Source organism: Paenibacillus sp. GD4 (genome assembly GCF_030846225.1).
In the GTDB taxonomy this organism is placed as follows: Bacteria; Bacillota; Bacilli; order Paenibacillales; family NBRC-103111; genus Paenibacillus_G; species Paenibacillus_G silviterrae.
This window is the reverse complement of the sequence record NZ_JAVCYK010000002.1, coordinates 751,514-776,021: the sequence shown is the minus strand read 5'-3', so window position 1 is coordinate 776,021 and position 24,508 is coordinate 751,514. Positions and strand designations below refer to the sequence as shown.

16 protein-coding genes are annotated in these 24,508 nt (G+C 52.3%); 10 read left to right on the top strand and 6 right to left on the bottom strand.

Annotation, left to right across the window (positions count from 1 at the left end; all coding sequences use genetic code 11):
* Positions 1-22: 22 nt before the first annotated feature.
* Positions 23-1,285, bottom strand: coding sequence for a TolB family protein (locus RAC89_RS26370; protein WP_306616709.1), 1,263 nt, complete (start codon positions 1,283-1,285; stop codon positions 23-25).
* Between the two features lie 145 nt (positions 1,286-1,430).
* Between RAC89_RS26370 and RAC89_RS26365 the strand changes: the two genes are divergently transcribed.
* The 7 genes from RAC89_RS26365 to RAC89_RS26335 all read left to right on the top strand — a co-directional run bounded on the left by RAC89_RS26365 (position 1,431) and on the right by RAC89_RS26335 (position 9,252).
* Positions 1,431-2,291, top strand: a complete 861-nt coding sequence (locus tag RAC89_RS26365) for an AraC family transcriptional regulator (protein ID WP_306616708.1) — start codon at positions 1,431-1,433, stop codon at positions 2,289-2,291.
* An 84-nt stretch (positions 2,292-2,375) separates the two neighbouring features.
* Complete coding sequence (locus RAC89_RS26360) at positions 2,376-2,993, top strand: DedA family protein (RefSeq protein ID WP_306616707.1); 618 nt, start codon at positions 2,376-2,378, stop codon at positions 2,991-2,993.
* 220 nt (positions 2,994-3,213) lie between these two features.
* Positions 3,214-4,101 (top strand): AraC family transcriptional regulator, encoded by an 888-nt coding sequence (locus RAC89_RS26355; RefSeq protein WP_306616706.1) that lies wholly within the window; start codon positions 3,214-3,216, stop codon positions 4,099-4,101.
* 176 nt (positions 4,102-4,277) lie between these two features.
* Positions 4,278-5,819, top strand: a complete 1,542-nt coding sequence (locus RAC89_RS26350) for a type 2 periplasmic-binding domain-containing protein (protein WP_306616705.1) — start codon at positions 4,278-4,280, stop codon at positions 5,817-5,819.
* Positions 5,820-5,834: 15 nt separating this feature from the next.
* The gene (locus RAC89_RS26345; RefSeq protein ID WP_373430065.1) at positions 5,835-6,815 is read left to right on the top strand and encodes an ABC transporter permease; all 981 of its coding nucleotides are present in this window, start codon (positions 5,835-5,837) and stop codon (positions 6,813-6,815) included.
* 25 nt (positions 6,816-6,840) lie between these two features.
* Positions 6,841-7,719 (top strand): carbohydrate ABC transporter permease, encoded by an 879-nt coding sequence (locus tag RAC89_RS26340; RefSeq protein WP_306616704.1) that lies wholly within the window; start codon positions 6,841-6,843, stop codon positions 7,717-7,719.
* A gap of 21 nt (positions 7,720-7,740) precedes the next feature.
* The gene (locus RAC89_RS26335) at positions 7,741-9,252 is read left to right on the top strand and encodes a sulfatase family protein (protein WP_306616703.1); all 1,512 of its coding nucleotides are present in this window, start codon (positions 7,741-7,743) and stop codon (positions 9,250-9,252) included.
* Positions 9,253-9,330: 78 nt separating this feature from the next.
* On the opposite strand, the gene RAC89_RS26330 is transcribed toward RAC89_RS26335, so the two are convergent.
* Both RAC89_RS26330 and RAC89_RS26325 read right to left on the bottom strand, forming a co-directional pair.
* Positions 9,331-9,741, bottom strand: a complete 411-nt coding sequence (locus RAC89_RS26330; RefSeq protein ID WP_306616702.1) for a DoxX family protein — start codon at positions 9,739-9,741, stop codon at positions 9,331-9,333.
* A 384-nt stretch (positions 9,742-10,125) separates the two neighbouring features.
* A complete protein-coding gene (locus tag RAC89_RS26325) occupies positions 10,126-11,499 on the bottom strand; it encodes an extracellular solute-binding protein (RefSeq protein WP_306616701.1) in 1,374 nt (457 codons plus the stop codon).
* Between the two features lie 347 nt (positions 11,500-11,846).
* On the opposite strand from RAC89_RS26325, the gene RAC89_RS26320 reads away from it, so the two are divergent.
* Positions 11,847-15,095, top strand: a complete 3,249-nt coding sequence (locus RAC89_RS26320) for a hypothetical protein (protein ID WP_306616700.1) — start codon at positions 11,847-11,849, stop codon at positions 15,093-15,095.
* A 128-nt stretch (positions 15,096-15,223) separates the two neighbouring features.
* The gene (locus RAC89_RS26315) at positions 15,224-16,867 is read left to right on the top strand and encodes a glycoside hydrolase family 13 protein (protein ID WP_306616699.1); all 1,644 of its coding nucleotides are present in this window, start codon (positions 15,224-15,226) and stop codon (positions 16,865-16,867) included.
* An 85-nt stretch (positions 16,868-16,952) separates the two neighbouring features.
* Here the strand turns inward: RAC89_RS26315 and RAC89_RS26310 are convergent, their stop codons facing one another.
* Together RAC89_RS26310 and RAC89_RS26305 are read right to left on the bottom strand one after the other, a co-directional pair.
* Positions 16,953-19,394 carry a glycoside hydrolase family 95 protein gene (locus tag RAC89_RS26310; protein WP_306617802.1) on the bottom strand — a complete coding sequence of 814 codons (2,442 nt, stop codon included), beginning with the start codon at positions 19,392-19,394 and terminating at the stop codon, positions 16,953-16,955.
* A gap of 277 nt (positions 19,395-19,671) precedes the next feature.
* Complete coding sequence (locus RAC89_RS26305) at positions 19,672-20,682, bottom strand: LacI family DNA-binding transcriptional regulator (protein ID WP_306616698.1); 1,011 nt, start codon at positions 20,680-20,682, stop codon at positions 19,672-19,674.
* Positions 20,683-20,888: 206 nt separating this feature from the next.
* On the opposite strand from RAC89_RS26305, the gene RAC89_RS26300 reads away from it, so the two are divergent.
* Positions 20,889-22,208: an ABC transporter substrate-binding protein gene (locus tag RAC89_RS26300; protein WP_306616697.1), complete on the top strand. Its 1,320-nt coding sequence runs from the start codon at positions 20,889-20,891 to the stop codon at positions 22,206-22,208.
* A 143-nt stretch (positions 22,209-22,351) separates the two neighbouring features.
* Here RAC89_RS26300 and RAC89_RS26295 read toward each other — a convergent pair whose 3' ends face one another.
* The gene (locus RAC89_RS26295; RefSeq protein ID WP_373430064.1) at positions 22,352-24,469 is read right to left on the bottom strand and encodes a beta-galactosidase; all 2,118 of its coding nucleotides are present in this window, start codon (positions 24,467-24,469) and stop codon (positions 22,352-22,354) included.
* Positions 24,470-24,508 lie beyond the last annotated feature (39 nt).

The following is a 24,508-nucleotide window of genomic DNA, read 5'->3' as shown; positions in this document are numbered from 1 at the left end:
CGGAAGGCTATTTTATGCATGCTTACAGGACACTGCCTAAATCCGCGATAAACACGCGCCGATCTCCATCGACGTACCCGTTAAAAACGATGTGCCTGAAGTCCGGTGCCCAAGCAGGGTGGGGATCCACACGCAGCGCATTGTTGGCCTTGGCTCCTTCATGAGCGACGCGGATTCGAACCAGCGTTTGCTCCGTCTCGGTCGCAAGATCAATCCAGCGAAGGGGCACCGTCCCGTCTCCGTACGCAACCGGCTCCTTCTCATAGGAGTCGGTCAATATATGACGCCCGTCCGGATGAACGGTCGGATGTCCTGAACCCGGCACGGCATCCGTGATTTTGCCCAAGCCCGTGCCGTCGTATTTTACCCGCACCAGCTTAAGCTTTCTGTCTCCATCGAGCGCGAGGTTCATTGAAAGATGTTCTCCGTCCGGAAACCAGTTGATGTGATGTCCGCCCTTCACCCATTGCTCCGGACCGACAGCCACATGCAGCTCGCTTCCGTCCGGCTTCAGCGTCACTACCCAGAAGGCCAATCGCTTGCTGATCTGATTCCATGGCTCGGCCTCTTCGGAGTGAAACCAGCGCATTGTAAAGAGCAAGCGGTCTCCTTGCGGGTTGAACTTGCAGTGGAAGCCATACAGCTCTCCGTGTCTGTAGGCATCCCGATCGATAAGAGGCTGCGCTTTCTCCATCACCTCGGCGAGAGATACCAGCAGCCGGCGATTGCCGGATTCGGTATCGGTAATGTACAATCCGTCATCGGCACGGAAGCCGAAGTTGCGCGGAACGAGCTCATCAGGGAGCACCACGCCGTAACCAAACTGGGTCCTGCGCATGGCCGCAGCGTTGGCGCAGAGGATCCATCTTCCATCGGGCGAAGTGCGATAAATCGAGCCCTCGTATCGGCGTTTCTCGCCTGTCAGAGGATTCAGGCGCGTAACGAACGGCTCCCAGCTTGCCGTATCTACATCATTATAGTAGAGCGATGCATCGTCCGCGCCCCAGTTCAGGTTGGCACCAAGCTGCGGCTCCCAGCCTCTCGTATCGGCAACAACCGTTTCTTCCGCCGTGTGAAGGTCGATCACTACAATTTCTGCGGTTTCTCCCGGCAAATTCAGGCGCGGTTGATCGGGCATACGCAGGACCGCCAAGTAGCGGCCGGAGGGGCTGACTGGAGATGTGTCGAAGAAGCGGTGAAGTCCGCCGCCTTTCGGGGTCACGCACCATACAGGAACCTTGGGATCAAATTCGGTATACCTAGGAAACAAATGATTGATGATCATCGGTCATCATCTCCTCCGTTTGGTTTACCTTAAGTATAGCGGGTTCCTTCAGCGTGAGGTTTATCTATAACGTATCTCTTCTTACCTAAAAGGGATATGCTGTATAATGGAGGAACCATCACCTAATCCAATGGGGGAGTGCTCCATGCAGCGTTACGGTGTACAAATTTTATGGACGGCGCGTTACGATTATGATAAAGGAAGACGGCTCCGGCCGCATAACCACACGTTCTATCAATTCATTTGGGCGGCGGAAGGAAGAGGGGTGTTTCAATGCGGGGAGGAGGTATACCCGCTGGAGGCCGGGACCTTGTACTGTCTGCAGCCTGGAGTGATTCACGGGCTAACGGCAGACCGCTCTACGAAAGTGAAAACCCTCGATATCAAATTTGAGATTGTCTCTTCCGAGCTGGAGCAAGCGGCGAGCAGGCTGCCGGCACGAATTCCTCAGGTAAGCGGAGACATCATACAACTGCTTGACCGGATCCGCAGGGAAGGGGCACAGCAGCAGCCTTACTACAGGGAGCTGGCCAGTCTCCACCTGGTGGAAATATTGTACCGCTTGAGCAGAGCAGCGTATGAAGCATCTCCCGAGAATCAGCGAAGCGGCCACACCGTGATTCCAGGTCCTTACACTCTTCCGACGGAAGGCTCCTATGCCGCTGCCAAACAAATTGAGGAATGGATCAAGCAGCACGCGCTGGAATCCTGGACCATTGCAGAGATGGCCTCACAGCTCGGCTATAGCGGGCACCATCTGCAGCAGCTGTTCAAGAAATACCGAGGCTGCACTATTGCCGGCTATCAACGGGAGATTCGGATTCTACGCTCGAAAGAGTGGATGGCGTATTCGGACTACACGCTCAAGCAAATTGCAGAGAAGGCGGGCTTCAAGACCGTTCAGCATTTCAGTCGGATCTTCAAGCAGCTGGAGGGGGTAACACCGGGAGCGTGGCTCGCCCGCGAGAAGAGGGGGATCCGGAAGGACATTATTTTCCCGTCTTAGAAATTTTTGCAACGTAGGCCCATCCCTATCGTATAGATGCTAGAAGCAGTTTGAATATGCGAATATTGGGGTGTTACCTGTATTGTGGAAACGTGGATAACTTCAATCATGAACGAATACGGCTATGTCGGCGTCTTTCTGTTAATTGCGCTAGAGAACCTATTTCCTCCCATTCCGTCGGAGATCATATTAACCTTCGGCGGCTTCATGACAACGCAATCCGAGCTCTCGCTGGGGGGAGTCATTGTTTCCTCTACACTCGGCTCGGTGGTCGGCGCCGTTCTCCTCTATGGCGTAGGTCGGCTGCTTGACATGAGCAGACTGGAGAGACTCGTTACCCGTTATGGACGCTTTCTCCGGCTGAGCGCGGAGGATCTTCACAGAACCTTCGGCTGGTTCGAGCGATACGGCACTTGGGCGGTATTCCTATGTAGATTTGTGCCCCTGATCCGAAGCCTTATTTCGATTCCGGCAGGTACCGTACGCATGAAGATCGTGCCTTTCCTGCTGCTCACAACGCTCGGCTCCCTTATCTGGAATGCTGTTTTGATCTACCTGGGTGCAGCCGTCGGCGCTTCTTGGGAATCGATCGTTCACTATATGGATGTGTACTCCAACTTCATATACGGACTTCTGCTCGTGCTTCTTGTCTTATTTGTCATCGTTCAAGTGAGGAAGAGAAAAGGGATCCGCCCCGAATAAGGCAGTCGGGTACCTTAGTAGAAATGTATTGACACCGGTGTACGGCCGATGATAGTATCTAAACAATCAAGTTAATCCGACAAAATGAATAGGAATTAATGCTGCATTGTCGACCAGACCACTGGAGACACCTGACTTGTCGTTACAAGTTAGGTGTCTTCTTTTTTTGCCTTATATGCATAAATCTTATCCCGTACATAGAGGTGAGCCCACTGTGCAAATGAAGAGATTTTCAGATTATCAGAAGGACGGGAACCTTGTTTGGGCGCAGCGTTCCTCCCATGGCGAGCATAATCTTTTTGAAGAGCATTGCCATGATTTTATTGAGCTGGTTTACGTTATACACGGCCAGGGGAAACATATCATCCAACATGATTGCTATGAAATACGTGCAGGAGATGTTTACATAATCATGCCCGGTGAAGTGCACTCGTTCCCCGAGGTTAAGAAATTCAGTTTGGAAATCGTCAATTGTCTCTTTCCGATGGATTCGCTCATCTCCTGTCTGCCGGATGAACCGGGATCTCTGGCGGAGTTACCCTATATCCTGCCGATGTATAAGCCCGGTACACGATTGCCGCGTCGGCAATCGCTCAGTTCGAAGGAATCATCCGCCGTTCTGTCTCTGCTGGAGGAGATGATTCAGGAATGTAAGGACAGCCAAAGTGGTTCAAAGGTCATAGTGAAGCATCTGTTAATTAAGCTGCTGATTCAGCTCTCTCGGAACATTCGAAATCAAAGCGCGCCGTCGGAGCCGTCGCTAAAGCCGCTAACGGTCGGATACGAGATTCTTGTGAGGAATGTTTGCACTTATCTCGAGCAGCATTTTGATCAGAGAATTACAGCGGAAGACTTGGCCAAACAATTCATGATAAGCCCGAGACACTTGCAACGAATTTTCGGGAGGGAAAAGGGAAAAAGCATTTCGACCGCACTGCAGGAAATTCGAATGGAGCGTGCCAAGCAAATGCTGCTGGAAACGAGCAAAAGCATCGATTCCATCGCCACGGCCGTCGGCTTTCACGATTCCTCCTTCTTCTGCCGGCTGTTCTTCCGGCATACCGGCTGCACGCCTAGAAGCTATCGTAAACAAACGAATTACCGATAGAAACCGAAACCGTTTCTATCGGTTTTTGTTTTATTGAATTTTATTAAGTCCGAATCGGCAGGATTTAGGTCTCAATCGAACAAAACGAGACGGAAAATATGCGTTATGATGATAACAACAATAAAACTTATAAAACCAAGCGAAATACTTGGATAAATGGATGGGAGTGTTGTTTCATGAAATCTACCAAATTTAATCGCGTCGGTACGTTGATTGTGCTTCAAGCAGCTATGCTGGCCATCACGGCATGCGGAACCGGTGCAGGCGGGAGTGGGAAAGAAGGGGCCGCAGCGGGCTCGAATGCCGGTCAGGAAGGCCCTCTTGAGGTCAGTATTATGACGATTACACCGAGCACCCCGCCCGCGGCCGATGACAATGTCATCAAGCGGGAAATCGAGAAGAAAACAAATTCCAAGCTAAGCATTAGTTGGATTTCCAATAATGTATATAACGATAAGCTGAACATTACACTGGCATCTGGGCAAATTCCCGACATTACCTTTATCAGCGATCCGTTCGGCACTTCCTTTCGGACTCTCGTAAAGCAGGGAGCTTTCTGGGATATTACACCCTATATCAAGGATTACCCGAATTTGCAAAAGGGTATTCCGGACGTGGCTTGGGAGCTGACGAAGCTGGAGGACGGTAAAAACTACGGCATTCCGCGGGGGAGAGATGCGAATGACGTATCCTTCCTGATTCTGCGCAAGGATTGGCTCGATCAATTGGGCCTTAAGCCGCCCGCAACAACCGATGAGCTTTATCATGTATTGAAAGCATTTAAAGAGCAAGACCCGGACCGTAACGGCAAACAGGATACGTTCGGGTTGTCTACGGGAATCGATACGTTAACGAGCGTTTTTCAAGAGATTTTCAATGGAGCGGCCGGCACTTGGAAGAAGACGGACGGCAAGCTGATCTACACGCCGTTTTCACCTGAAACTCGCAGCTCGTTGGAATACTTGTCCAAGCTTTATAAAGAAAAGCTTCTTCCCGAGGATCAACTATCACTCAAAACGACGCAGGTTCGAGATTATTATAAAGGCAACAAGGCCGGGGCGGTCATTGATAAAACGGGCACGGGCCCTAAGGTGTATGCTCCTGATCTGAAAAAAATCGTTCCGTCCTATAAACAGGCCGACTTTTATCCGCTAGCTGCACTGAATGGCTTTGTTCCGAAGGGAACGGGCTTTAACGGGATTCTGGCAATTCCCAAAACGGTCCCGGAAGCCAAAATGAAACGGATTCTCCAGCTGGTGGATACCTGGTTGACAGCGGAGGTGTCTTCCATTCAGCGCTTTGGCCTTGAAGGTGTCCATTACACTAATCAGAATGGTGTCAAGGTTGTCAATCCCGACAAGCTCATTGCGGATAACGCCTCCGATTTCAATCAAATTGTCAACTCCATAGACCCTGCCTTAAATCCTCCGCCGGCCAATGAGGAATTAAAGGAATTTGAGGAAATAAGCAAGAAGGTCGATGGCGAGCGAATTAAGCATAACGTGCCCGATATTGGGGTGGGACTCTATTCCGAGACGGCTCAGAAGCTGCTTCCGGATCTGGAAAAACGCATCGCCGATTTAAAAGCCAAGATCATTATCGGGCGCGAACCGATTGCCGCCTGGGATGAATTTGTCGCCAAAGCTAAGGCGGATCCGCAATTCGCCAAGGTTACGGAAGAGATCAACCAGGCTTATCAGAAACGAAGCGGCCAATAATCCAGGAGGAACATCATGATGTCATCCGATCCTATTCCTGTCCGAACCGACGGCTCCCGCTTGCGGACCGTGCCTCCGCGGCAAACGTACCTCCGTAAGCTGATCCGTGATCTACGCCGCGAACCGTATCTCTATCTATTAGCGCTGCCGGGTATATTGTTTTTTGTGATTTTTAAATATGTTCCCATGTGGGGAGTGGTGATCGCCTTTCAGAACTACTCTCCGCTTGCTGGAGTGGCTGGCAGCCCATGGGTAGGACTTGAGCATTTCCGCACCTTTTTTGAAACACCTGAATTTTGGCTGCTGTTTCGCAATACGATGGCTATCAATCTTCTGAATCTGGCGCTGTTCTTTCCGTTACCTATTCTTATCGCGCTATTGCTTAATGAACTGCATCATGTCGTGTATAAGAGAATCATTCAGTCGGTACTGTACTTGCCGCATTTCTTATCGTGGGTCATCATTACGGGACTTACGTTCACTCTTTTGGCAAAGGGTGAGGGGCTTTTGAATCATATGATGGAAGCGGCGGGCTTGGAAAGAAAGGATTTTCTTACGAATCCGGACGGCTTCTGGCTGCTGGTGACGCTGCAGTCCATGTGGAAGGAAGCGGGCTGGGGGACTATCGTTTTCCTGGCGGCCATTGCAGGAGTCGATCCGCAAATTTACGAGGCTTGCCGCATGGACGGTGCGAGTCGATTCCGCCAAATGTGGCATGTAACCCTTCCCGCCTTACGAGGGGTTGTCATTATATTATTGATTTTAAGACTTGGGGACATCATGGATGTCGGGTTCGAGCAAATATTCCTGATGTATAACGGTGCCGTCTCCGATGTGGCGGAAGTGTTCGACACTTATGTATACCGGATCGGCATTGGGCGCGGCCAATTCAGCTACAGCACGGCCATCGGATTGTTTAAGTCGGTCGTAGGGCTAGTCCTTGTCCTGGCTTCCAATAAGCTGGCCAAGAAGCTTGGGCAGGACGGGGTCTTTTAGTCGTTAGGGGGGAAAGGTCATTGTGATGAAAAAGAAGAACACGGATTGGGGAGATTTGCTCTTTCGTAGCATGAATGCAGCAGTGCTTGGTTTACTGGCGCTGTTGACGTGCTTCCCATTTTATTACGTCCTCATCGTTTCCTTGACGGATCCGGCTGAATTTCTGCAAAAACGATGGGTTCTTTGGCCGGATCAATGGAGCTTGGATTCCTACCGTTACTTGCTTTCGGCAAAGGCGTTCGTCCGTTCCATCGGTAACAGCGCATTTCTGGCCGTCGTCGGCACAGCTTGCTCTCTTACGGTAACCTCGGCATTAGCCTACGCTCTTTCCCGACGAAGAATGAGAGGACGCAGGCAGGTCCAGCTAATGGTGCTGTTAACCATATTGTTTAGCCCTGGGATGATTCCGGCCTACATGCTGGTGAGACAGCTGGGACTGCTGAACAGCATGGGGTCGATTATTATTCCCACGCTAGCCAACGGCTGGAGTGTATTGCTGATGAAAGCATTCTTTGACAGCCTCCCCTCCGAATTGGACGAATCCGCATCCATCGACGGGAGCAATGAGCTGCGGACCTGGCTCTCGATCATCCTTCCGTTATCTCTTCCCGCACTTGCTGCCTTTGGCTTATTTTACGCCGTCGGGTATTGGAATCAATTCTTCTCTGCGTTACTATATATTAATGACGCCAAGAAGTGGCCCATTCAGGTGCTTTTACAAAATATGCTGCTCAGCGCGTCAAATACAGAGCTTGATGCGAACGACGTTTCCACACAGCCTCCGCCTTCGGAAATGTTAAAGATGGCGGCCATTATCATCGCTACCGTGCCGATTGTCATCGTATATCCGTTCTTGCAAAAGCATTTTGCCAAAGGCGCAATGGTAGGTTCCATCAAAGGCTGATTGCCAAGGAGGAGTTTCACAATGGACACCAGACCTAATATCATTTTCCTGATGACGGACCAGCAGAGGTGGGATTGCATCGGACGGTTTAACAGCAGCATCAAGACGCCGACCTTGGACCGGCTTGCGGATGAGGGCATTGTATACAGTCAGGCGGTATGCCAGGCACCGATGTGTGTCCCCAGCCGAAGCTCCATGATGTTCGGTCTATACCCCTCACAGCTGGGAGTGAGAACCAATCATGGCGGGCTGTATTTCGAGGATAAGCTGCCGGTGGAGCCATTGCCGGAGCTGCTTCGAAAGGCAGGCTATCAAACGGCCGGGTTCGGAAAGACCCATTGGAATCACGGCCTCCATAATCCGTGTCCGCCTACTCGAGGCTTCGAGGTCAGGGCTGTCGGTTTAGCGCGAAACAGCGGGCACTATGAGACGAATGCCATGATGATGGGAGACGATGATCCCGAGGGGCTTGCAGCATATTCGCTGGAAACCCGTGATTACGGCAGCGGGGAGGAAAATGCGAACGGATATCTAGGCTGTACCAGCAGCGTGCCGATGCATCAGCACAGGGACGGCTGGGTCGCCGAGAAATGCAAACAATTTATTCAATCCGGCATCGATGCTTCCCGCCCTTTATTTCTCTACTTATCTTTCCTTAAGCCTCATGCAGGCTTCAACGTGCCTAAGGAATTTGAGGATTGGTATCGTTTGGAGGATATACCGGACATAGATCAACCGCCTTGGGAAAGAGAGGAAGGAACTCATCTGGCAAGCGGCGGGGAGAGAGACGGCCGATCCGACGCCGGGTACTGGGAGAGGCGGAAGGTATGGGAGGGGCTTAGCCCGACGGAAAGAAGGAGGACGACGCTGCGGTACTGGGCCAACTGCTCATGGCTGGATCATTATTTCGGTCAAGTTTTGGACGGGCTGCGGGAAAAGGGGGTGCTGGACAACGCTCTCATCGTCTTCGTATCCGATCACGGCGAAATGCTGGGGGAAAGAAGACATCGCTTCAGTAAGTACTGCCTGTATGACAGCAGCGTAAGAGTACCTCTCATTCTTTCGGGCTCTGCGCTTCCCGATTCGCTGAGGGGCACAGTGGATGAACGGCCGGCTGAATTGATCGATCTGGTTCCGACACTTGCTTCCATGGCAGGGGCAGAGGTCAGCCCCCTCCTGCCGGGGCTCGATCTCCTCGTGGAAAAGCGTCGCGGCGGAACCTTCTGCGAATTTCATAGAAAGACGGAGGACGGTTTGTTTGCGGCACCGGCGTTGATGTGGCGCAAGAAGGAATGGAAGCTGATCCTCTATTTGCCGGGCCATCTGAAGGACGCCATAACCCGATTGAACGAGCTTCAAGGCGAGCTATACCATCTCACGGACGACCCGGCGGAGTGGACGAATTTGTTTGAACAAGAGTCGTACGCAAAAATCCGGGAGCAGATGACGGCAGAGCTGCTCATGCATTTGGCATGCACATGGACGCGAGGGCCGTTTTTTTATGATAATCAAGGGTACAAGGCTCTTGGATAGGAATAGTCCAAAACAGAGAGAACCGGTAGGGCTTCATATGCCTTACCGGTTCTATTTTTGCCTGCCGGGCGGCTGGAATTACTTCGCACCTGCGTATGCTGCTGTGGTTAGTTGTATTGCGTTCGCACGAGATTGGATTCTTTGATGATGAAGAATATACGAGCCTGCGATGGCAAGGTAGCCAAGTACAAATGCGAACAGCCCGGAGTTGATGTCACCGACGGAAATAATGGAATACAGCGCCCCCGTTAAATCAAAAACGAAGCCGGCGTACACCCATTCCTTGATCCGCGGGAATCCGGGAATGAGAATAACGATGGACCCGAGCAGCTTGGCGACGCCGAGGAAGGGGAGCAGGTACGCCGGATAGCCGAGATGCTCGAAGAAGGCAACCGACTCCGGGGAGGACATCATATTGGGGATGGCCCCCACTCCCATTAAGGCAATCATGAATACCGTACAAATCCAATAAAGAACGTTCTTTTTCATCTTTTCTTCACTCTCCTGATTCATTCAGATGTTGCTGCAGCAGCAGCTCGTTTTGATATTTTAAATATACCCTAACGGGAATATTCCTGTCAAGGAATACTTGTAAAAAGTTATTTTGTTTTTTTAACGCGGTTTAACGTAATAAATTTATTACAATTAATAAAGATAATAACAACTGACTCGGTGGGTTCAGGTAATCGGGAGCAATAGGGGGGAATGTCTGCTTAAGCTTAAGGTAATCTGGAGTGACGAGGTGATATGGTATCATAGGGGGTCCGCCTATCACTCGTTGGCTTTTACCGGGATCGGAATGCTGAAAACACCTTACGGAAACCGACGATATCCTCGGACCGTAAGGTGTTTTTTCATTGTAACAGATTCTCGTCATTCCACAGCGGACTGCATATGCTCCAGGATTGCCTTCGGCTCTTCGAGGCCTGCCCAGAACAGCTTCAGCTCTTGGCCAAAGCCGTCAAGCGCCTCCATGCTGATGTTCAAATCCCTGTAATCGGCAAAGGTCGGGACGATCTCCCTGTAAAGGTGGTACCTGGACGGCAGGTCCGGTCCATCCACCGAGGAATCGTCGGCAGCGGCGATATTTGCCGGAAGGCTCAGCGTTCTGCGATGAAGGAGGCGCTGGGACGGTTCCGATGCCAGAAACCGGACGAGCAGACGCGTCGCTTCCTTCTGTTTGGAGAACCGATTGATGGCAATGCCTGTAGCCAACAGCAAGGTTTTGGGTGTCAGGCTATAGGGCAAAGGTGTAATGTCGTACTGGAAAGAGAGATTCTTCAGCAGTTGGAGGCCGTAGTAGCTGGTCATGATCATGCTTGCCTTCTGCTGCTTGAACAGTCTTTCCGCATCCCCGTCTCCTTCGGACAAAAAGGCCGGCAAAAAGCCCTGCTGATGAAACAAACTGCGGCAGGAGTGAAGAATGTCCCAAAGCTCCGGGTCGGTGAACCGGTAGCCGGATGCATCCTTCGCAAACCGAAATCCTGATTGCAGCAGGAAAATAGGGAACCGGTTCAACGATTCGATATGTGAGAAGAAGCCGATAATACCCGTCTGCCGGTTGATCTCCGCCGCATTCTCGAGGAGCCGGTTCCACGTCCATCCGCTGTTAGGCTCCCGCAGGCCGCATTGCTTAAACAAATCCTTGTTGTAGCAAAGCACGATCGGCGAAAACATGAGGGGGACCGAGTAAAGAATACCTTGTTCGGTAAACAGATCGGCCAAGAACGGATGCTGGTCGGCAAGCGGCGATTGGGGCTCCAGCAGCTGAAGGGCATCGGCTTCCTGCATGTCCATGAAATTGCGGTTGTTTAAAGTAAACGCATCCAGGAAGCCTTGCTCCAGATAAGCTCTTATCGAGTGCGAGTATTTGGTGTAGGGTAAGGTAACGGTCTCCACCCGGATATGAGGGTGCTTCTCGTAGAAACGCTCCAGCAGTTCGGGAAGGAAATCCTGCTCCATCACGGAAGGGTAGATGCCGAATCTAAGCGTCGTTACAGGGGGCGTGTCCGGCGGGGACACCCGGTTCCCTACCCGTGGAATTTTGGTAATTAATCCTTCGTTAACGAGAATGTCCAATGCCTTGCGCACGGACTTTTTGCTCACTTGAAACTGCTCTCCGAGTACAATCTCGGACGGCAGGTAGCTTCCCTTCGGCCGAAGGCCGTTCACAATCTCCGTACGAAGCGTCGTCAGCATGTCATCCATGCGTCCTTGAAACGTGATACGATCCGGTTTACCGCTCATTCCATCACCTAACCTCGAAGAACCCATTTTTCGCATATTATACCATACCTGCACTTTGTGAACAATTAGGTTACCACATGGATACCACATTTCCGGAAAAATACGGAAATTTTCGTTGACAGCCCCATTTTCATGGTCTAGTATAGGAACCAAAAGGATACCACAACATCCAGAAATACCCTCTCCCAATGGTTGTCCCTTTGGAATATTATCGCAAAGGAGGAAACCATCCCTTTTACTCACCAACAACTATGATGGCGCTTACATTTTTTCTGTCAAAAGGCAAGGATAAGTTGAGTGCATTCGTTATTTTATGAGGAATCTGACTTGTATAAGGAGGTTGTTTAATGAACAACGGAATATTTCGCGGTTTGACGGTCATGATGTGCTGTCTGCTCGCCATTACGGGCTGGATCGGCGGGGCTGCAGCCGCGGAGAGCAAGCTGTCTCAGAAAACCTTCGGAAATCCGGAGGAGCTCCTTATTCCCAATAATTATACCGTAGCGGTGTTTAACGGTACGGCAGGCAAAGAGGACGGCCGCAATGTGCTTTATGCTACTGCTAAGGGAAAGCCGGGCTATCTCAACGTAATCGACTTGGACGATTACAAGCTGCTGCGCAGCCTCCCGCTCGCTCCTTCCGAGAGCTCCTGGGCGCACACGATTGCCCCCGACGGCTCGCTTTACCTCGCAGCAGACGGTGGAGGCGCAAGACTGTGGCATTATTCTCCTGTGACCAAAACTCCCGTGCAAGTCGCCCAGTTCGACGGACAATCGGTGCCTAACAGCATTACGACCGATGAGCAAGGCCGCGTCTATGTGGGGACGTATCCGGGCGGTAAGGTTTTTCAGTACGACCCGGTCACAAAGCAAACTAGAGATTACGGCCGAATGATCGGCGATACGGCGCAGGAATATGTTCGTTCCATTGCTTATCAAGGCGGCAACATCTATGCGGGCACAGCGCACCGCCAAATCGTCAAGGTCAATGTGACAACCGGAGAGAAGACGAATATTGCCGGCTCACTACAAGTCAAGGAAGACACAGTGTATGATTTAAGCACGGTAGACAATCGATACTTGCTCGCCCGTTATACGGATGGAAGCGGCATCCCGGGAGAAGCGTTCATCTATGATACCCAAACGGAAGCTTGGCTTGATGTCGTACTGGATAATGTAACCGGACTTCATGCTACCGATTCCTTGAACGGCAAGCTCTATTATATGTCCGACAAAAAGCTGAAAACGTTCGATTTAACCACTCATCAGGTTGAGTTGACCGGCATGGAATACGGCAGCGGATTTCGTGGTGTAGATTGGGTTGAATTCCCCAATAATCCTTTGCTTCCGGGTAAAAACCTGGTCACCGTTCGATACGACGGCGGCGTGACGGTTATGAATATCGAAACGAAGCAGGTGCATCTGTATCCTCCGGTCATTCCGGGTCTCCCCGGGGTGGTGAACCGGCTGCAAAGCGTCTCGCCGACGCAAATCATTACAACCGGCTCCCAAGCCCGTTCGTCTCTCGTGAATTTGACCGATAAAACGGCAAAACCGTTTAGCATCGGGCAGGCGGACAGCGTATACCCGGTCGGCAATAAGGTATACATGGGGGTTTATCCCGAAGGCGGACTGTATGAATATGACCTGACGGCGGAGCCCGGCGCAACCAATCCGAAGCGGCTGGTGGTACTAGGCAACGATCAGGAACGGTTGGTCAATATTACGAGCGATAATAAAGGCAAGCTGTATATTTCCACCATCGCCAGCTACGGCAACCTGGGCGGCTCCATGACGATCTATGATCCTGTAACCGGGGAAACCGAAGTGCACCGCAATATCGTTCAAAACCAAAGCGTACTTAGCATGACCTTCCATAATGGAAAAATCTTCGGCTCCACGACAATTCGCGGAGGACTAGGATCCGAGCCGTCGGAAGCGGAAGCGAAGATTTTCGTTTGGGATGTCGAAAAGGAACAAAAAATCACCGAGTTTCCACTGCGTGTGCCCGGTCTGGATAAGCCGATCTTTATCGGTGATCTGGCCGCAGGACCAGACGGCTTGATCTGGGGAGCGTCTTATGAATTTATTTTTGCCATTGATCCGAATACCTACGAAGTAGTGAAAAGCAAGAAGCTGTATCCGAAGCTGAATTTCAGCCAGTGGGCGCATCATCCGCTTCGTTGGTCCAAGGACGGATTACTTTATGTTCTGTTCAATAACAAATTGACGGTTATCGACCCGGATACGCTGGATTTCCGGACGCTTGCCGACACTTCGCGCTTTGATTTGGGCATGGACGGCCATCTGTACTTTACCGATATGCAGACGAACACGATTCTGTATCGGATGGAAATCGACGGCGAGGTGGTAGAGCTTCCGCCGGGCGTACCGGTTCCGGTAAGCAACTACAGCTTGGAAGACAATCTCAACAATGGCGCCATTCCGGGCTGGAGCCCCCTGTTTGCAACCGGGTCAGGCTACCGGTATGAGGTCAGCAGCGAGCGAAGCTTCAAAGGCCAGAAGAGCTTGAAGACGATTGATACGCTGCGGACTGCCTCGGTTGCCGTCCAAAGCGATAAAATTACCGTCAAGCCGGGAGAAGAGTATGAGGCTGGGGTTCAAATATACATTGAATCCGGGCAGCCGGGCTTCATGTTCCGCTTCTTCGACAAGAACAACGCTACCTTAACGACACTCGAGACGCATTTGGACGAAACTCGTCTGGCTCAGTGGCAGAAAGTCACCCTTAAAGGCAAGGCGCCAGCGAATGCGGCTTACGCCAGACTGATTGCGGTAACCTCAAGGTATAACATCGCAACGGCTTACTATGACGATTTCTTCGTAAATGAAAAGGATCCTATCGCGCCGACCTCGGTTGTTACGTTAAACCCGTCTCCGAATGAGTTCGGATGGATCAACAGCGACGCAACGGTAGCCATTACAGCGAACCGCGCCTACTCCATCACGTACTCCGCCGCAGGCGCGCAGCCGATCGAGAAGGCTACGGTGAAAGGAAATGCAGTACAGTTCCCGATTACTCAAGAAGGCGTCACTACCGTAACTTATTCTGCGATGAACTTCTCGGGCATTTCCGAAACGCCGGGTACGCTGGATATCCGCATAGATAAGACGGCGCCGGTGATCCAATTCTCGGGACAACCGGCATATACGGTATCACAGGCGGTTTACATCGGCTGTACGGCTTCTGATAACTTGTCGGGCTTGGCGAGCAACCCGTGTGCGGGACCGCTGACATCGCAGCCGGCTTATGCGTTCGAGCCTGGAAGCCACGAGGTTACAGTTACTGCTCTGGATAAGGCCGGCAACGTAGGCTCAGCGACCTTCAGCTTCCAGGTTGTTGTGAACTACGACGGCTTAGCCGAGCTGGTGCGGCAATTTGCCGCAGCGGATCCCGGGGCTGCCGAATCGCTTGCTCAGAAGCTGTTGAACGCTCAGGAGGCGGAGCGACGCGGCAATACGAATGCCGAAGCTGGGATGCTTAAAGCCTTCTTAAACGAGGTCGACGCCCAGAGCGGGAAGAAGCTATCCGTAGAGCAGGCGCAGCTGCTCAAGAAACTAGCCACCCATTTGTAACGTGTCTAAGGCAGCTGCCTTCAGGATGAGAATCGATCCTGGGGGCGACTGCCTTTCTTTTGGGCTGCATAGTTCATGCAGCATTTACCAATACTAAGAGGAATAAAAAGCAGCATAAGAGGTGACTCATGAAGCGAACGTGGTGGAAGGAAGCTGTGGTGTACCAAGTGTATTGGAGAAGCTTCTACGATTCCGACGGAGACGGCTACGGCGATCTGGAAGGACTCATTCAAAAGCTCGATTATATCAAAAGCTTGGGCGTCGATGTCATATGGCTCAATCCGTGTTATGAATCTCCTGATCGTGACAACGGGTATGACATCTCGGATTACGAGAAAATCATGGACAAAGCCGGTACCATGGATACCTGGGAGCGCCTGCTCAACGCCGTTCACGAACGGGACATGAAGCTGATTATGGATCTGGTTGTGAATCATACCTCCGATCGGCATCCCTGGTTTATTGAAGCGCGCTCCTCCAGGGACAACCCTAAGCGGGATTGGTACATTTGGCGCGACGGAAGGGACGGGAGCTCGGAGCCGCCAAGCAACTGGCGTTCGTATTTTGCACCCTCCGTATGGGAATGGGATGAAGGAACGGAGCAGTTTTATTTTCATTCCTTCGCGGTGGAGCAGCCGGATTTGAATTGGCGCAATGATGCTTTACGCCGGGAGATATACCGAATGATGCGCTCTTGGCTGGATAAAGGGATTGACGGCTTTCGATTGGATGCTATCGCTTTGTTGGCCAAGCCGGAGGTTTTCTCGGATGTCGGCGACCCTTCCGATATACGTTATTTGACCAACAATCCCGGTGTTCACGACTATCTCAAGGAGATGCACGAGCAGGTGCTGAGGCATTACGACATTATGACCGTGGGCGAGGTCGCCTTTGCCACGCCGCCCGATGGACTGCTCTATGTGGACGAGAGCCGGCACGAGCTGGATTCTCTGTTTCACTTCGAAATCGCGGACGAAATGCCGAGCTGGGATATGCTGCGCTACAAGGAGATTCAATCGAAATGGCATCGGACCTTCTATGGCCGAGGCTGGAATTCCCATTTCCTGAACAATCACGATCATACCCGCCAAGTGACGCGATACGGCAACGATGGCAAATACCGGGTGGAATCGGCAAAGCTGCTTGCCACGCTGATCCATACCTTGCCGGGTACGCCTTACATTTATCAAGGTGAGGAGATCGGGATGACCGGGGTCCGGTACGAAACGATTGAGGAATACAATGATATCGCCATGCGCAACAAGTATGAGGAAGAGGTCGGCAAGGGAAGAGCCGCAGCCGAGGTGCTCGCCGAGCTGCAGCCGCGGAGCAGGGACAATTCGCGCACGCCTATGCAGTGGGACGGCTCCTATCAGGCGGGCTTTACGAAGGGAACGCCTTGGATTGCCGTCAATCCGAACTATCGAGAGATCAATGTCGAGGCCGCGCTTGCGGACCCTGATTCGGTGCTGAAGTATTATCAGCAGCTGATTCGGTTGCGTAAGAATAACCATGTGATGGTTTACGGCGATTACGAGGATCTGCTGCCGCGGCATGAGCAGCTCTACGCTTACTTGCGTTCGTGGAACGGAGTAAAGTGGCTGGTGGTGCTGAACCATCACGACGGGGAGACGGACACATCACCGCTTTCGGAAGTGTTCACAACCGCCCTTGCGAGAGTCGTACTGTCCAACTATGGCTGGGATCGTCCGACGCTGCCGGAACGGATGCGACCCCATGAAGCCGTTATCTACGAAGTAAGCTCAAACTAGCTTGCGTACTTGCATACAGATGGAACAAAGGGCGGACCGAACCATGCTTTTCAAGCAATCGGGCCGCCCTTCTTTTCGCCTTACATCAATCAAGATCCATGGACTGCTCAGAGGGGCGTAACGTTACGTTCCAAGTCGTTGTTATGCCTTCGTTCAGCTTCACGAGCCGATAACGAGACCCTCTTGTGGAAGTGAGTATTTCCGAATGCCCATCGGTTTCGATCCGCTCGATCTCCCCGGGAAACCGGATCTCCACTTGCTGCGTCGTATCGGAGGCAAGAGTGACGACAAGATGCCGCTCAGCCATGTTCCAGCGTAACGAGACCGTCATCCCGCCCCGGCAGCGGAATTGCCGGAATTCCCCCTTCATCCAGCGCTTCGGAAGAGCAGGCAGCAACTTGATAAGGCCTTTAGCTGAAAACAACAGCATCTCCTGCATAGCGGCGGTCCAGCCGAAGTTCGCGTCAATTTGGAACGGTGCCCGGCCCATATTCATGGTGATGCCCATGTTACGCCAATCATTATGATAAGTGAAAAGGTTGTCGCCGAGGCAGGAGCGGCTCAGAATATCAAGGCATTCGAGCGCCCGGTCTCCGTCACCGAGTCTTGCGTAAATGTTCGCCATGTGGGCAAGGGACCAGCCTGTTTGCTGGCTTAATCCGATGATGAGCCGCTTCTCTACGGCAATGCGACACGCTTCAAACAGGCTGGGATTCGTTTCTTCCGTAATTTCAAACCCGGGAAACAGCGGATATATATGCGATTGATGACGGTGATGGTAATTATCCTTAAAATCCGGGTGCAGCCACTCCCGCATGGCCCCGTCTTCGTTAACCTGATAATCCGGCAGCTTCTGCAGAAGCGCTTCCCAGCGGGGGAGCGATTCCGCCTCGATTCCGAGCTTCCGGCATACTTCGCACAGATTACTGAGTACCTCGCGCGCAATCGCCACATCCATTGTTGCGTTTAAAGAAACAGCTAGCTTGCCGCACCCTTCGAAGGAGCCGTTGGCATGGTTTTCCGGTGAATTGGAAGGGGAGAAAAGCCATTTGCCGTTCTCGTCCTCGATCAAGAAATCTTCGTAGAATAAAGCGCACTCCTTCAGGAAGGGGAGTGCCCGCTCTTGTAAGAACGATACATCCCCCGTAAATAGCCAATAATCGAAATAATGCTGAGCCAGCCATCCCGCGCCCGCCGTCCAATAGACCACATGGGGCTGCAGGTTCTTCTTCAGCCCCGATTCCGGCGATGCGAACAACGGGCTTAAAATTCCCCGACAGCCATAAAACGACTTCGCATTCCGCCGCATGTCCGGGACCAGCGAATCAAAGAAATCGTAGAAGGGTGCGGCAGCCTCAGCCAGATTACCCGATAGCGCCTGCCAATAGTTCATTTGAATGTTCTCATTATTAAAAAAAGCGGAGCTCCACGCGGGTGTATAGTCCCCGTTCCAGATTCCCTGGAGGTTGGCGGGCAGCCCGTTTGGCCTGGAGCTAGACAAAAGCAAATAGCGGCCGTAGTCGTACATGCGTTCAACGAGAGCAGTGGGAGCATCGCCTTCATATGCGGTTAACAGTAGCCGCTCGTTTGAGGCAGCCCTATCTTCCCCGACGTCCAAATCAATACCGGCACGGAGAAACAGTGCACGATGCTCGAGAGAGTGGCGTTCAAGCAGTGCATCATAGTCAACGGGGGAGCTGTCCAGCAGTCGCTTCAGCCGCTCGCGTTCGGCTTCGTCTCCAGACGCGGCGCTCATCTTGAGCAGAATGACGATTTCACTGGCATGGTTTACGACCAACCGGTCCGTCTGTACTTCGTTCTCCCCGCCGATAGGGATAATCCGTGCGACCGAGCAGAAGGGCGAACCATTCTCATGACGGCCCCAGGCGTGCAAATAATGCTGCTCCGCGGCGAACTCATGAGTGAACCCGTGCATCTCGGCCTGAACCGCATCGTGCAGAATCAACTGCATGGATATAGGCATCAGAGAGGCGCCATGCGACTGGATGGAGAGAACAACCATGTCGTCCGGGCGGGAAACAAACAAGCGCCGTGATTTTCGGATACCGTTATCCGTCCACTCCACGGTGATTTCGCCGGTCTCCATATCGAGCGTTCTCCTGTACTGGCGAAATGCGCCATCAACCCCAGAGAACAGCTTCAGACCAAACCCGGGCTGATATTTGGCTGTCGCCGCCTTATACCCGGCTTCCTTCATTTTGTCCGAATAGTAACGGTTCGCTTCCGCGTACTTTCCCGCGGCAAGCAGTTCTCGAAGCCCCGCCAGATGAACGGATAGGTCCGGAAGTGCCGTAGTTTTCCCACCGTACCACAGCGCTTCATGATTGATTAATACAGTTTCCTCCGCTATGCCTCCGTAGACGAGCGCACCCAATGTCCCGTTGCCTCCGGGGAGCGCGTCCTGCCATCTTACGGCAGGCTTCGTCATGGACATCAGATGGCTGCGGCTTTTGTGTACCGCCGGTACCTCAGTGCCGCCCAGATGTGTGATGGCCATCGCCTTCATCCTTTCCACATTTACTGTTGTAAAAAATAAATGTTTCTGAAACATTTCAAATAATGATACAATGAATCCCCTTTCGGATACAAGTGAAAATTGTAAAAGATTTCTAAACAACGGCTAAGTTTGTTGGGAACGGGCAGGTGTGCGGCTTAGTGAAACGTCTTGCCGGGGGCGAGAGAGAAGGGGGGGAAGGCGAAACAGGAGCGACGAATGGCTTCGCCGCTGGCAGGTTCCAAGTTCGGTGAGAGGGCCGCTTCCAGTGGTGGAGCAAAGCTGTACTCTACAGCAGCGGACGGACGGAACGGCGGGCTGTAAACGTACCCGGCAGCACGATTTCCTGAGGCTCCAGCTGGGGGTCGCGCTGCTGACGGAACAGCAGCTCTACGGCTATGGTTCCGATTAACTTGCCCGACTGATTGATCGACGTAAAAAAGTTTTTGTATTCCTCCGGCAGCGCGGTGTAAGATTCGTCGAAGGTCACGAGGCTAATATCATCCGGAATACGGAGCCTCTTCTGATTCAGCACGCTGATGACCGTCCCGAGCATGCCCGGCGAAGTGACAAAAAGGGCAGACGGCCGCTCGTCCGCGTCAAGCATATGGCTTAGTAAACCTGCCGCCGGCTGTTCTTCGCTTTCCAGTGCCTCGAACCGCGCATCCGATGAAATGTTATGTTCCATCAGCGCATACCGGTACCCTTTTATTCTTTCGGTATAGGTGTAGTGTTTGTTCGGTGAAACGAGCCCTATCCGCCGATGACCCAGGCCAATGAGGTGCGTCATCAAAGTGACCGCTCCCATGAAGCTATCACCTCGGACTAAGTGGGCGCCTAGACCCTCGACTTTTTGATCAACAAGCACAAGGGGGATGCCGTGCGCCTGCACCTGCTGCAGATGTTCCCTCTGCCCCCGCTCCGAGCTCATCACAATAAGCCCCTCGATTCCGCGGCCAATCATGCTGCCCGTAAGGGCCGTTTCCCGCCCGCCGTTAGAGTTGCCGAGAAGAATCAGGCAATCCTGCTCGAACGCCTTTTCCTCTGCTCCCGCCAAAATTTCGATGCCGAAGGAGTGCCCCCATATTTGTTTGCCGAAAGGGAGGATCATCCCCAGAACTCCGTTCCCGCCGCCGCTCGAAGAGCGCTTCAGCTCATGAGGCTGGAACTGTAGGGCCTGCAGCGCATCCAGAACTTTTTGTCTGGCTGCTGGGGAAACCGTTTCGCTGTTGTTGATTACACGGGAAACTGTAGCCTTGGAGACACCGGCAAGCTTGGCTACTTCATCGAGTTTAGACATGTGGAACATCTCCTGTTTCATAGGTTGTTTCATCTCTTATTGATGCTTGAACGAACACAAACTTTCTTTTAAATATAAAGAAAAAAGCCATTTTGTCAAATTCTTCTTGATCCTGGGATCGAGTATATCGTATGATAAGTAAAGAAACATTACAGAAATGTTACATTTATCATCCTGTTTATAAAAACGAAGGAGGAGTGCGACGTATGGTCGTCATTAAAAAAAGCCGCAGCTTGGCGCTTTCTGCCGTGTTGCTGGCTGCTGTTTTACAAGGATGCTCCGGAGAGGGCTCCCTGCAACAAGACGGCGCTGACAAAGCAAAAAATTCCCCTGTTGTCACTTCCGAGCCGGTACATCTGACGATGTACGGGAGCATGTCGGACGAATTGTTTCAGAAGCTGGTCGCGGAGCCCGTGAAGATGAAGTACCCGAATATTACGATGAGCCAGATCAAAAATGAGAAAAAAATAGAGGAGTTGATTACGGCGGGTGAGGTGCCGGATATGATTAACGACACCATCGCATCGATTATTAAGTACGAGGAATTGGGCCTGACGGAGGACTTGAATCCCTATGTGAAACAATTCAATATGGATCTGAACCGGATCGATCCGATTGTGCTGGACACGGTCCGTAAAACCTCCGGTGACGGCAAGCTCCTGGGGATTCCCATTTCGGGCAATGTCGTCATGATGTATTACAATAAGGATATTTTCGACCGCTTTGCCGTTCCGTACCCTAAAGACGGTATGACATGGGATGAGGTATACGATCTGGCGAGACAGCTTACCCGATCGGACGGTGCCGTTAAGTACCGCGGCTTTGATTTCCAGGATTCATTCCAATTTGCAGCGAACCAGCTGTCCTTATCCGTAGTTGATCCCCGGACGAACAAAGCGATTGTGAATAACGACGGCTGGAAAAAGCTGTTTGAGAATTACGCCCGATTTTTTCGCATTCCCGGCAACGAGGTGGACACAGCTACGTATGGCAAAGGCTTGAACCAGTTCTTGAAGGACAGAACGCTCGCCATGTACGTCACCAGCTCGATTTTTTCGAGGCTTCCGGATGCGGTAAAGGAGGGGCTGAACTTCGATGTCGTCACTCTACCTTCTTTCGCGGAGGCTCCTAATACAACGACCCAGGTGGATGGAGGCGTACGAATGATAACGTCGACGAGCAAGCATAAGAACGAAGCTTTCGCCGCTTTGTCCGCGATGCTATCTGAGGATGCGCAGAAGCAAATCGCTTCGCTCGGCAACACATCGGTACTGAAGGACAGTAAGATTAACGAGGAATTTTTCGGGAAAAGTCAGGAAATATTGCAAACCCGCAACCGTCTTGGCTTTGTCAAAAACAAGCCGGCCAAGCCGCCTGAGTTCATTACTAAATATGATGCCGCCGCTTATGGAATCGTACGCTCACAATTCAAGAAATGGGTGACGACCGGACAATCGGACATCAACTCCATCTTGAGAGAGGCGGAGGAACTGGTCAATAAATCAATTGCCGATGCCCGTAAGTAGCGGATCGGGATTCCAACGATCGGGATAAAGTCCGGTATCCATTGTTCTAAGCGGTTCCGACGGTGGAGGGACGTAAAGGAGAAGAATCAAAAAGGCGCTGTCCTCTAAAGTAGAGAATCTACTTAGTGGACAGCACCTTTTTGTTAAGATAGGGCTTTCCTTTTTATCATCGCAACGCCATACAAAGGCAGTCGGATTCGTTCCGGAACGGCTTGCCCGGATTCTACATCCGTATACGAGTGATCATCCAAAGCGATTTCCCGCTCAGTCCCGCTGAAGTTCATTAGAAACACGTAGTCGTGCTCCCCGTCGGTTCGGAGCTGCGCCGTTACGCCTTCCGGCAAGTCTGCATCCAAGGCGCGGCGAATCCCTCCTTGCTTCACAAGCTCGGTATACAAGAGTTTATAAAACTGCGGATCGCTGACACGAGCGGCCAAATAATAAGCCTTGCCTGCGCCAAGCGAATTCACCGTCAAAGCCGGGCGGCCGGCGTAAAAATCGTCTTCGTATACCGCCAGCACCTCAGCTCCCTCCGGATGGATGAGCTCGCAGAGCTCCCGAACCTCGAACCCGCCTTGCAGTCCAAGCGGATTGCCCGGCTGGAGGACGATGCCGTTGCGGTCGTGGTCATGCAAACCTTCGATTTCCTCCGCCCAGATGCCAAGCGTCTTTCGAAGCGGTCCCGGGAACCCTCCAAGGTGACACAGGTCATTCTCGTCCACAATGCCGCTCCAATAGGTGGCCACGAAGGTGCCGCCATTCGCAACGAATCTTTCGATCCGCTCGCCGGTTTCTTGACGCATCAGGTATGCCATGGGAGCGATAAGCATCCTGTACTTGGAGAAATCGTCCCCCGAGCCGATAATATCCGTCGGCACGCCGAGCTCCCAAAGCGCCTTGTACTGCTGCATCACCGTGTCCTCGTAATGAATTCCCTGGGTACGCGGCCCTTGAGCGTCCTTCACCGCCCACCAGTTGTCCCAATCGAATAAGATGGCCGCATCCGCCGGCGTCGTGGTTCCGATGACTTCCGTTATACGAGATAACGTTTGTCCTAGCGATGCCACGTCCTGAAACACGCGTGTATGCTCGTGTCCGACATGATCGACCACCGCTCCGTGGAACTTCTCGCTGGAGCCGCGGCTTTTGCGCCATTGAAAATATTGTACGGTATCGGAGCCGTGCGCCACTGCCTGCAGGGAAGAAAGCCGGTGCATGCCGGGACGCTTCAGCTTGCTGATCGGCTGCCAGTTCGTCAGGCTTGGCGTGCTCTCCATCAGCATAAACGGCTTACCCTGCAGCGAGCGGAATAAGTCATGGTTGAATGCAAACCAAGCGGCCACGGTATCATCCGACGAATCCTGGCGGTTGTGCCAGGTAGGATAAGCATCCCAAGAGATGACGTCCAGGATGTCGGCGAACTTCCGGTAATCCAGTCCGGAGAAGTTGTACATCATATTGGTCGTTACCGGCAGTCCGGGATTATGTGCTCTGAGCGGTGCAATCTCATGCTTGCAGAAATCGACGGTTTGATCCGTAACGAAGCGCCTCCAGTCCAGGTTATGCCCATGGACCGCCGTTTCTCCAATGGGGGACGGGGACTCAATCTGCTCCCAATCGGTATAAGTGTGGCTCCAGAAGGAGCTCCACCACGCATGATTCAGAGCATCAAGTGTTTGGTACTTTGTGCGAAGCCATTGCCGGAAGGCTGCCTGACAGAAATTGCAGTGACAGTCGCCTCCGTACTCGTTCGAGATATGCCAGCCGATCACTGCAGGATGCTGCGAATACCGTTCGGCCAGCTTCGTGTTCATAATGGCGACCTTCTCGCGGTAAACGGGTGAGGTGAAGCAGTGGTTATGCCGGCGGCCGTGAAGATTTCGGTGACGATTCGCCGTTACGCGCAGCACCTCGGGGTACTTGGCCGACATCCAGGCAGGCCGCGCACCGCTGGGGGTTGCCAGCCAGGCATAGATCCCGTTCGCTGCGAACGAATCGAGCACCTCATCCAGCCATTCGAAGGTAAACCGGCCTTCCTCGGGCTCTAAACGGCTCCAAGCGAAAATTCCCACGGCCATGACATTGCAGTCAGCCAGCTTCATGAGCCGAAGATCTTCCTTTAAGATGTGAGGCTCATGAAGCCATTGATCAGGGTTGTAATCAGCCCCGTGCATAAACACGGGCAGCTTGCTGCTGATAGGAGGGTGCTTGACGGTCAAAGCAATCGTTCCTCTCTTTAATAGGGTATAAACGAAATTCATAAGCTGCATTGTTGAGGCAATGAACTGCCGTTTAGTATA

What these genes read in the sequence shown, in the direction of transcription:
- RAC89_RS26320 (WP_306616700.1), top strand. Translation starts at nt 11,847, where the DNA reads ATGAACAACGGAATATTTCGCGGTTTGACGGTCATGATGTGCTGTCTG.
- RAC89_RS26335 (WP_306616703.1), top strand. Translation starts at nt 7,741, where the DNA reads ATGGACACCAGACCTAATATCATTTTCCTGATGACGGACCAGCAGAGG.
- RAC89_RS26295 (WP_373430064.1), bottom strand. Translation starts at nt 24,469, where the DNA reads ATGAATTTCGTTTATACCCTATTAAAGAGAGGAACGATTGCTTTGACC.
- RAC89_RS26355 (WP_306616706.1), top strand. Translation starts at nt 3,214, where the DNA reads ATGAAGAGATTTTCAGATTATCAGAAGGACGGGAACCTTGTTTGGGCG.
- RAC89_RS26300 (WP_306616697.1), top strand. Translation starts at nt 20,889, where the DNA reads ATGGTCGTCATTAAAAAAAGCCGCAGCTTGGCGCTTTCTGCCGTGTTG.
- RAC89_RS26350 (WP_306616705.1), top strand. Translation starts at nt 4,278, where the DNA reads ATGAAATCTACCAAATTTAATCGCGTCGGTACGTTGATTGTGCTTCAA.
- RAC89_RS26340 (WP_306616704.1), top strand. Translation starts at nt 6,841, where the DNA reads ATGAAAAAGAAGAACACGGATTGGGGAGATTTGCTCTTTCGTAGCATG.
- RAC89_RS26370 (WP_306616709.1), bottom strand. Translation starts at nt 1,285, where the DNA reads ATGATCATCAATCATTTGTTTCCTAGGTATACCGAATTTGATCCCAAG.
- RAC89_RS26345 (WP_373430065.1), top strand. Translation starts at nt 5,835, where the DNA reads ATGATGTCATCCGATCCTATTCCTGTCCGAACCGACGGCTCCCGCTTG.
- RAC89_RS26330 (WP_306616702.1), bottom strand. Translation starts at nt 9,741, where the DNA reads ATGAAAAAGAACGTTCTTTATTGGATTTGTACGGTATTCATGATTGCC.
- RAC89_RS26310 (WP_306617802.1), bottom strand. Translation starts at nt 19,394, where the DNA reads ATGAAGGCGATGGCCATCACACATCTGGGCGGCACTGAGGTACCGGCG.
- RAC89_RS26325 (WP_306616701.1), bottom strand. Translation starts at nt 11,499, where the DNA reads ATGAGCGGTAAACCGGATCGTATCACGTTTCAAGGACGCATGGATGAC.
- RAC89_RS26315 (WP_306616699.1), top strand. Translation starts at nt 15,224, where the DNA reads ATGAAGCGAACGTGGTGGAAGGAAGCTGTGGTGTACCAAGTGTATTGG.
- RAC89_RS26305 (WP_306616698.1), bottom strand. Translation starts at nt 20,682, where the DNA reads ATGTCTAAACTCGATGAAGTAGCCAAGCTTGCCGGTGTCTCCAAGGCT.
- RAC89_RS26365 (WP_306616708.1), top strand. Translation starts at nt 1,431, where the DNA reads ATGCAGCGTTACGGTGTACAAATTTTATGGACGGCGCGTTACGATTAT.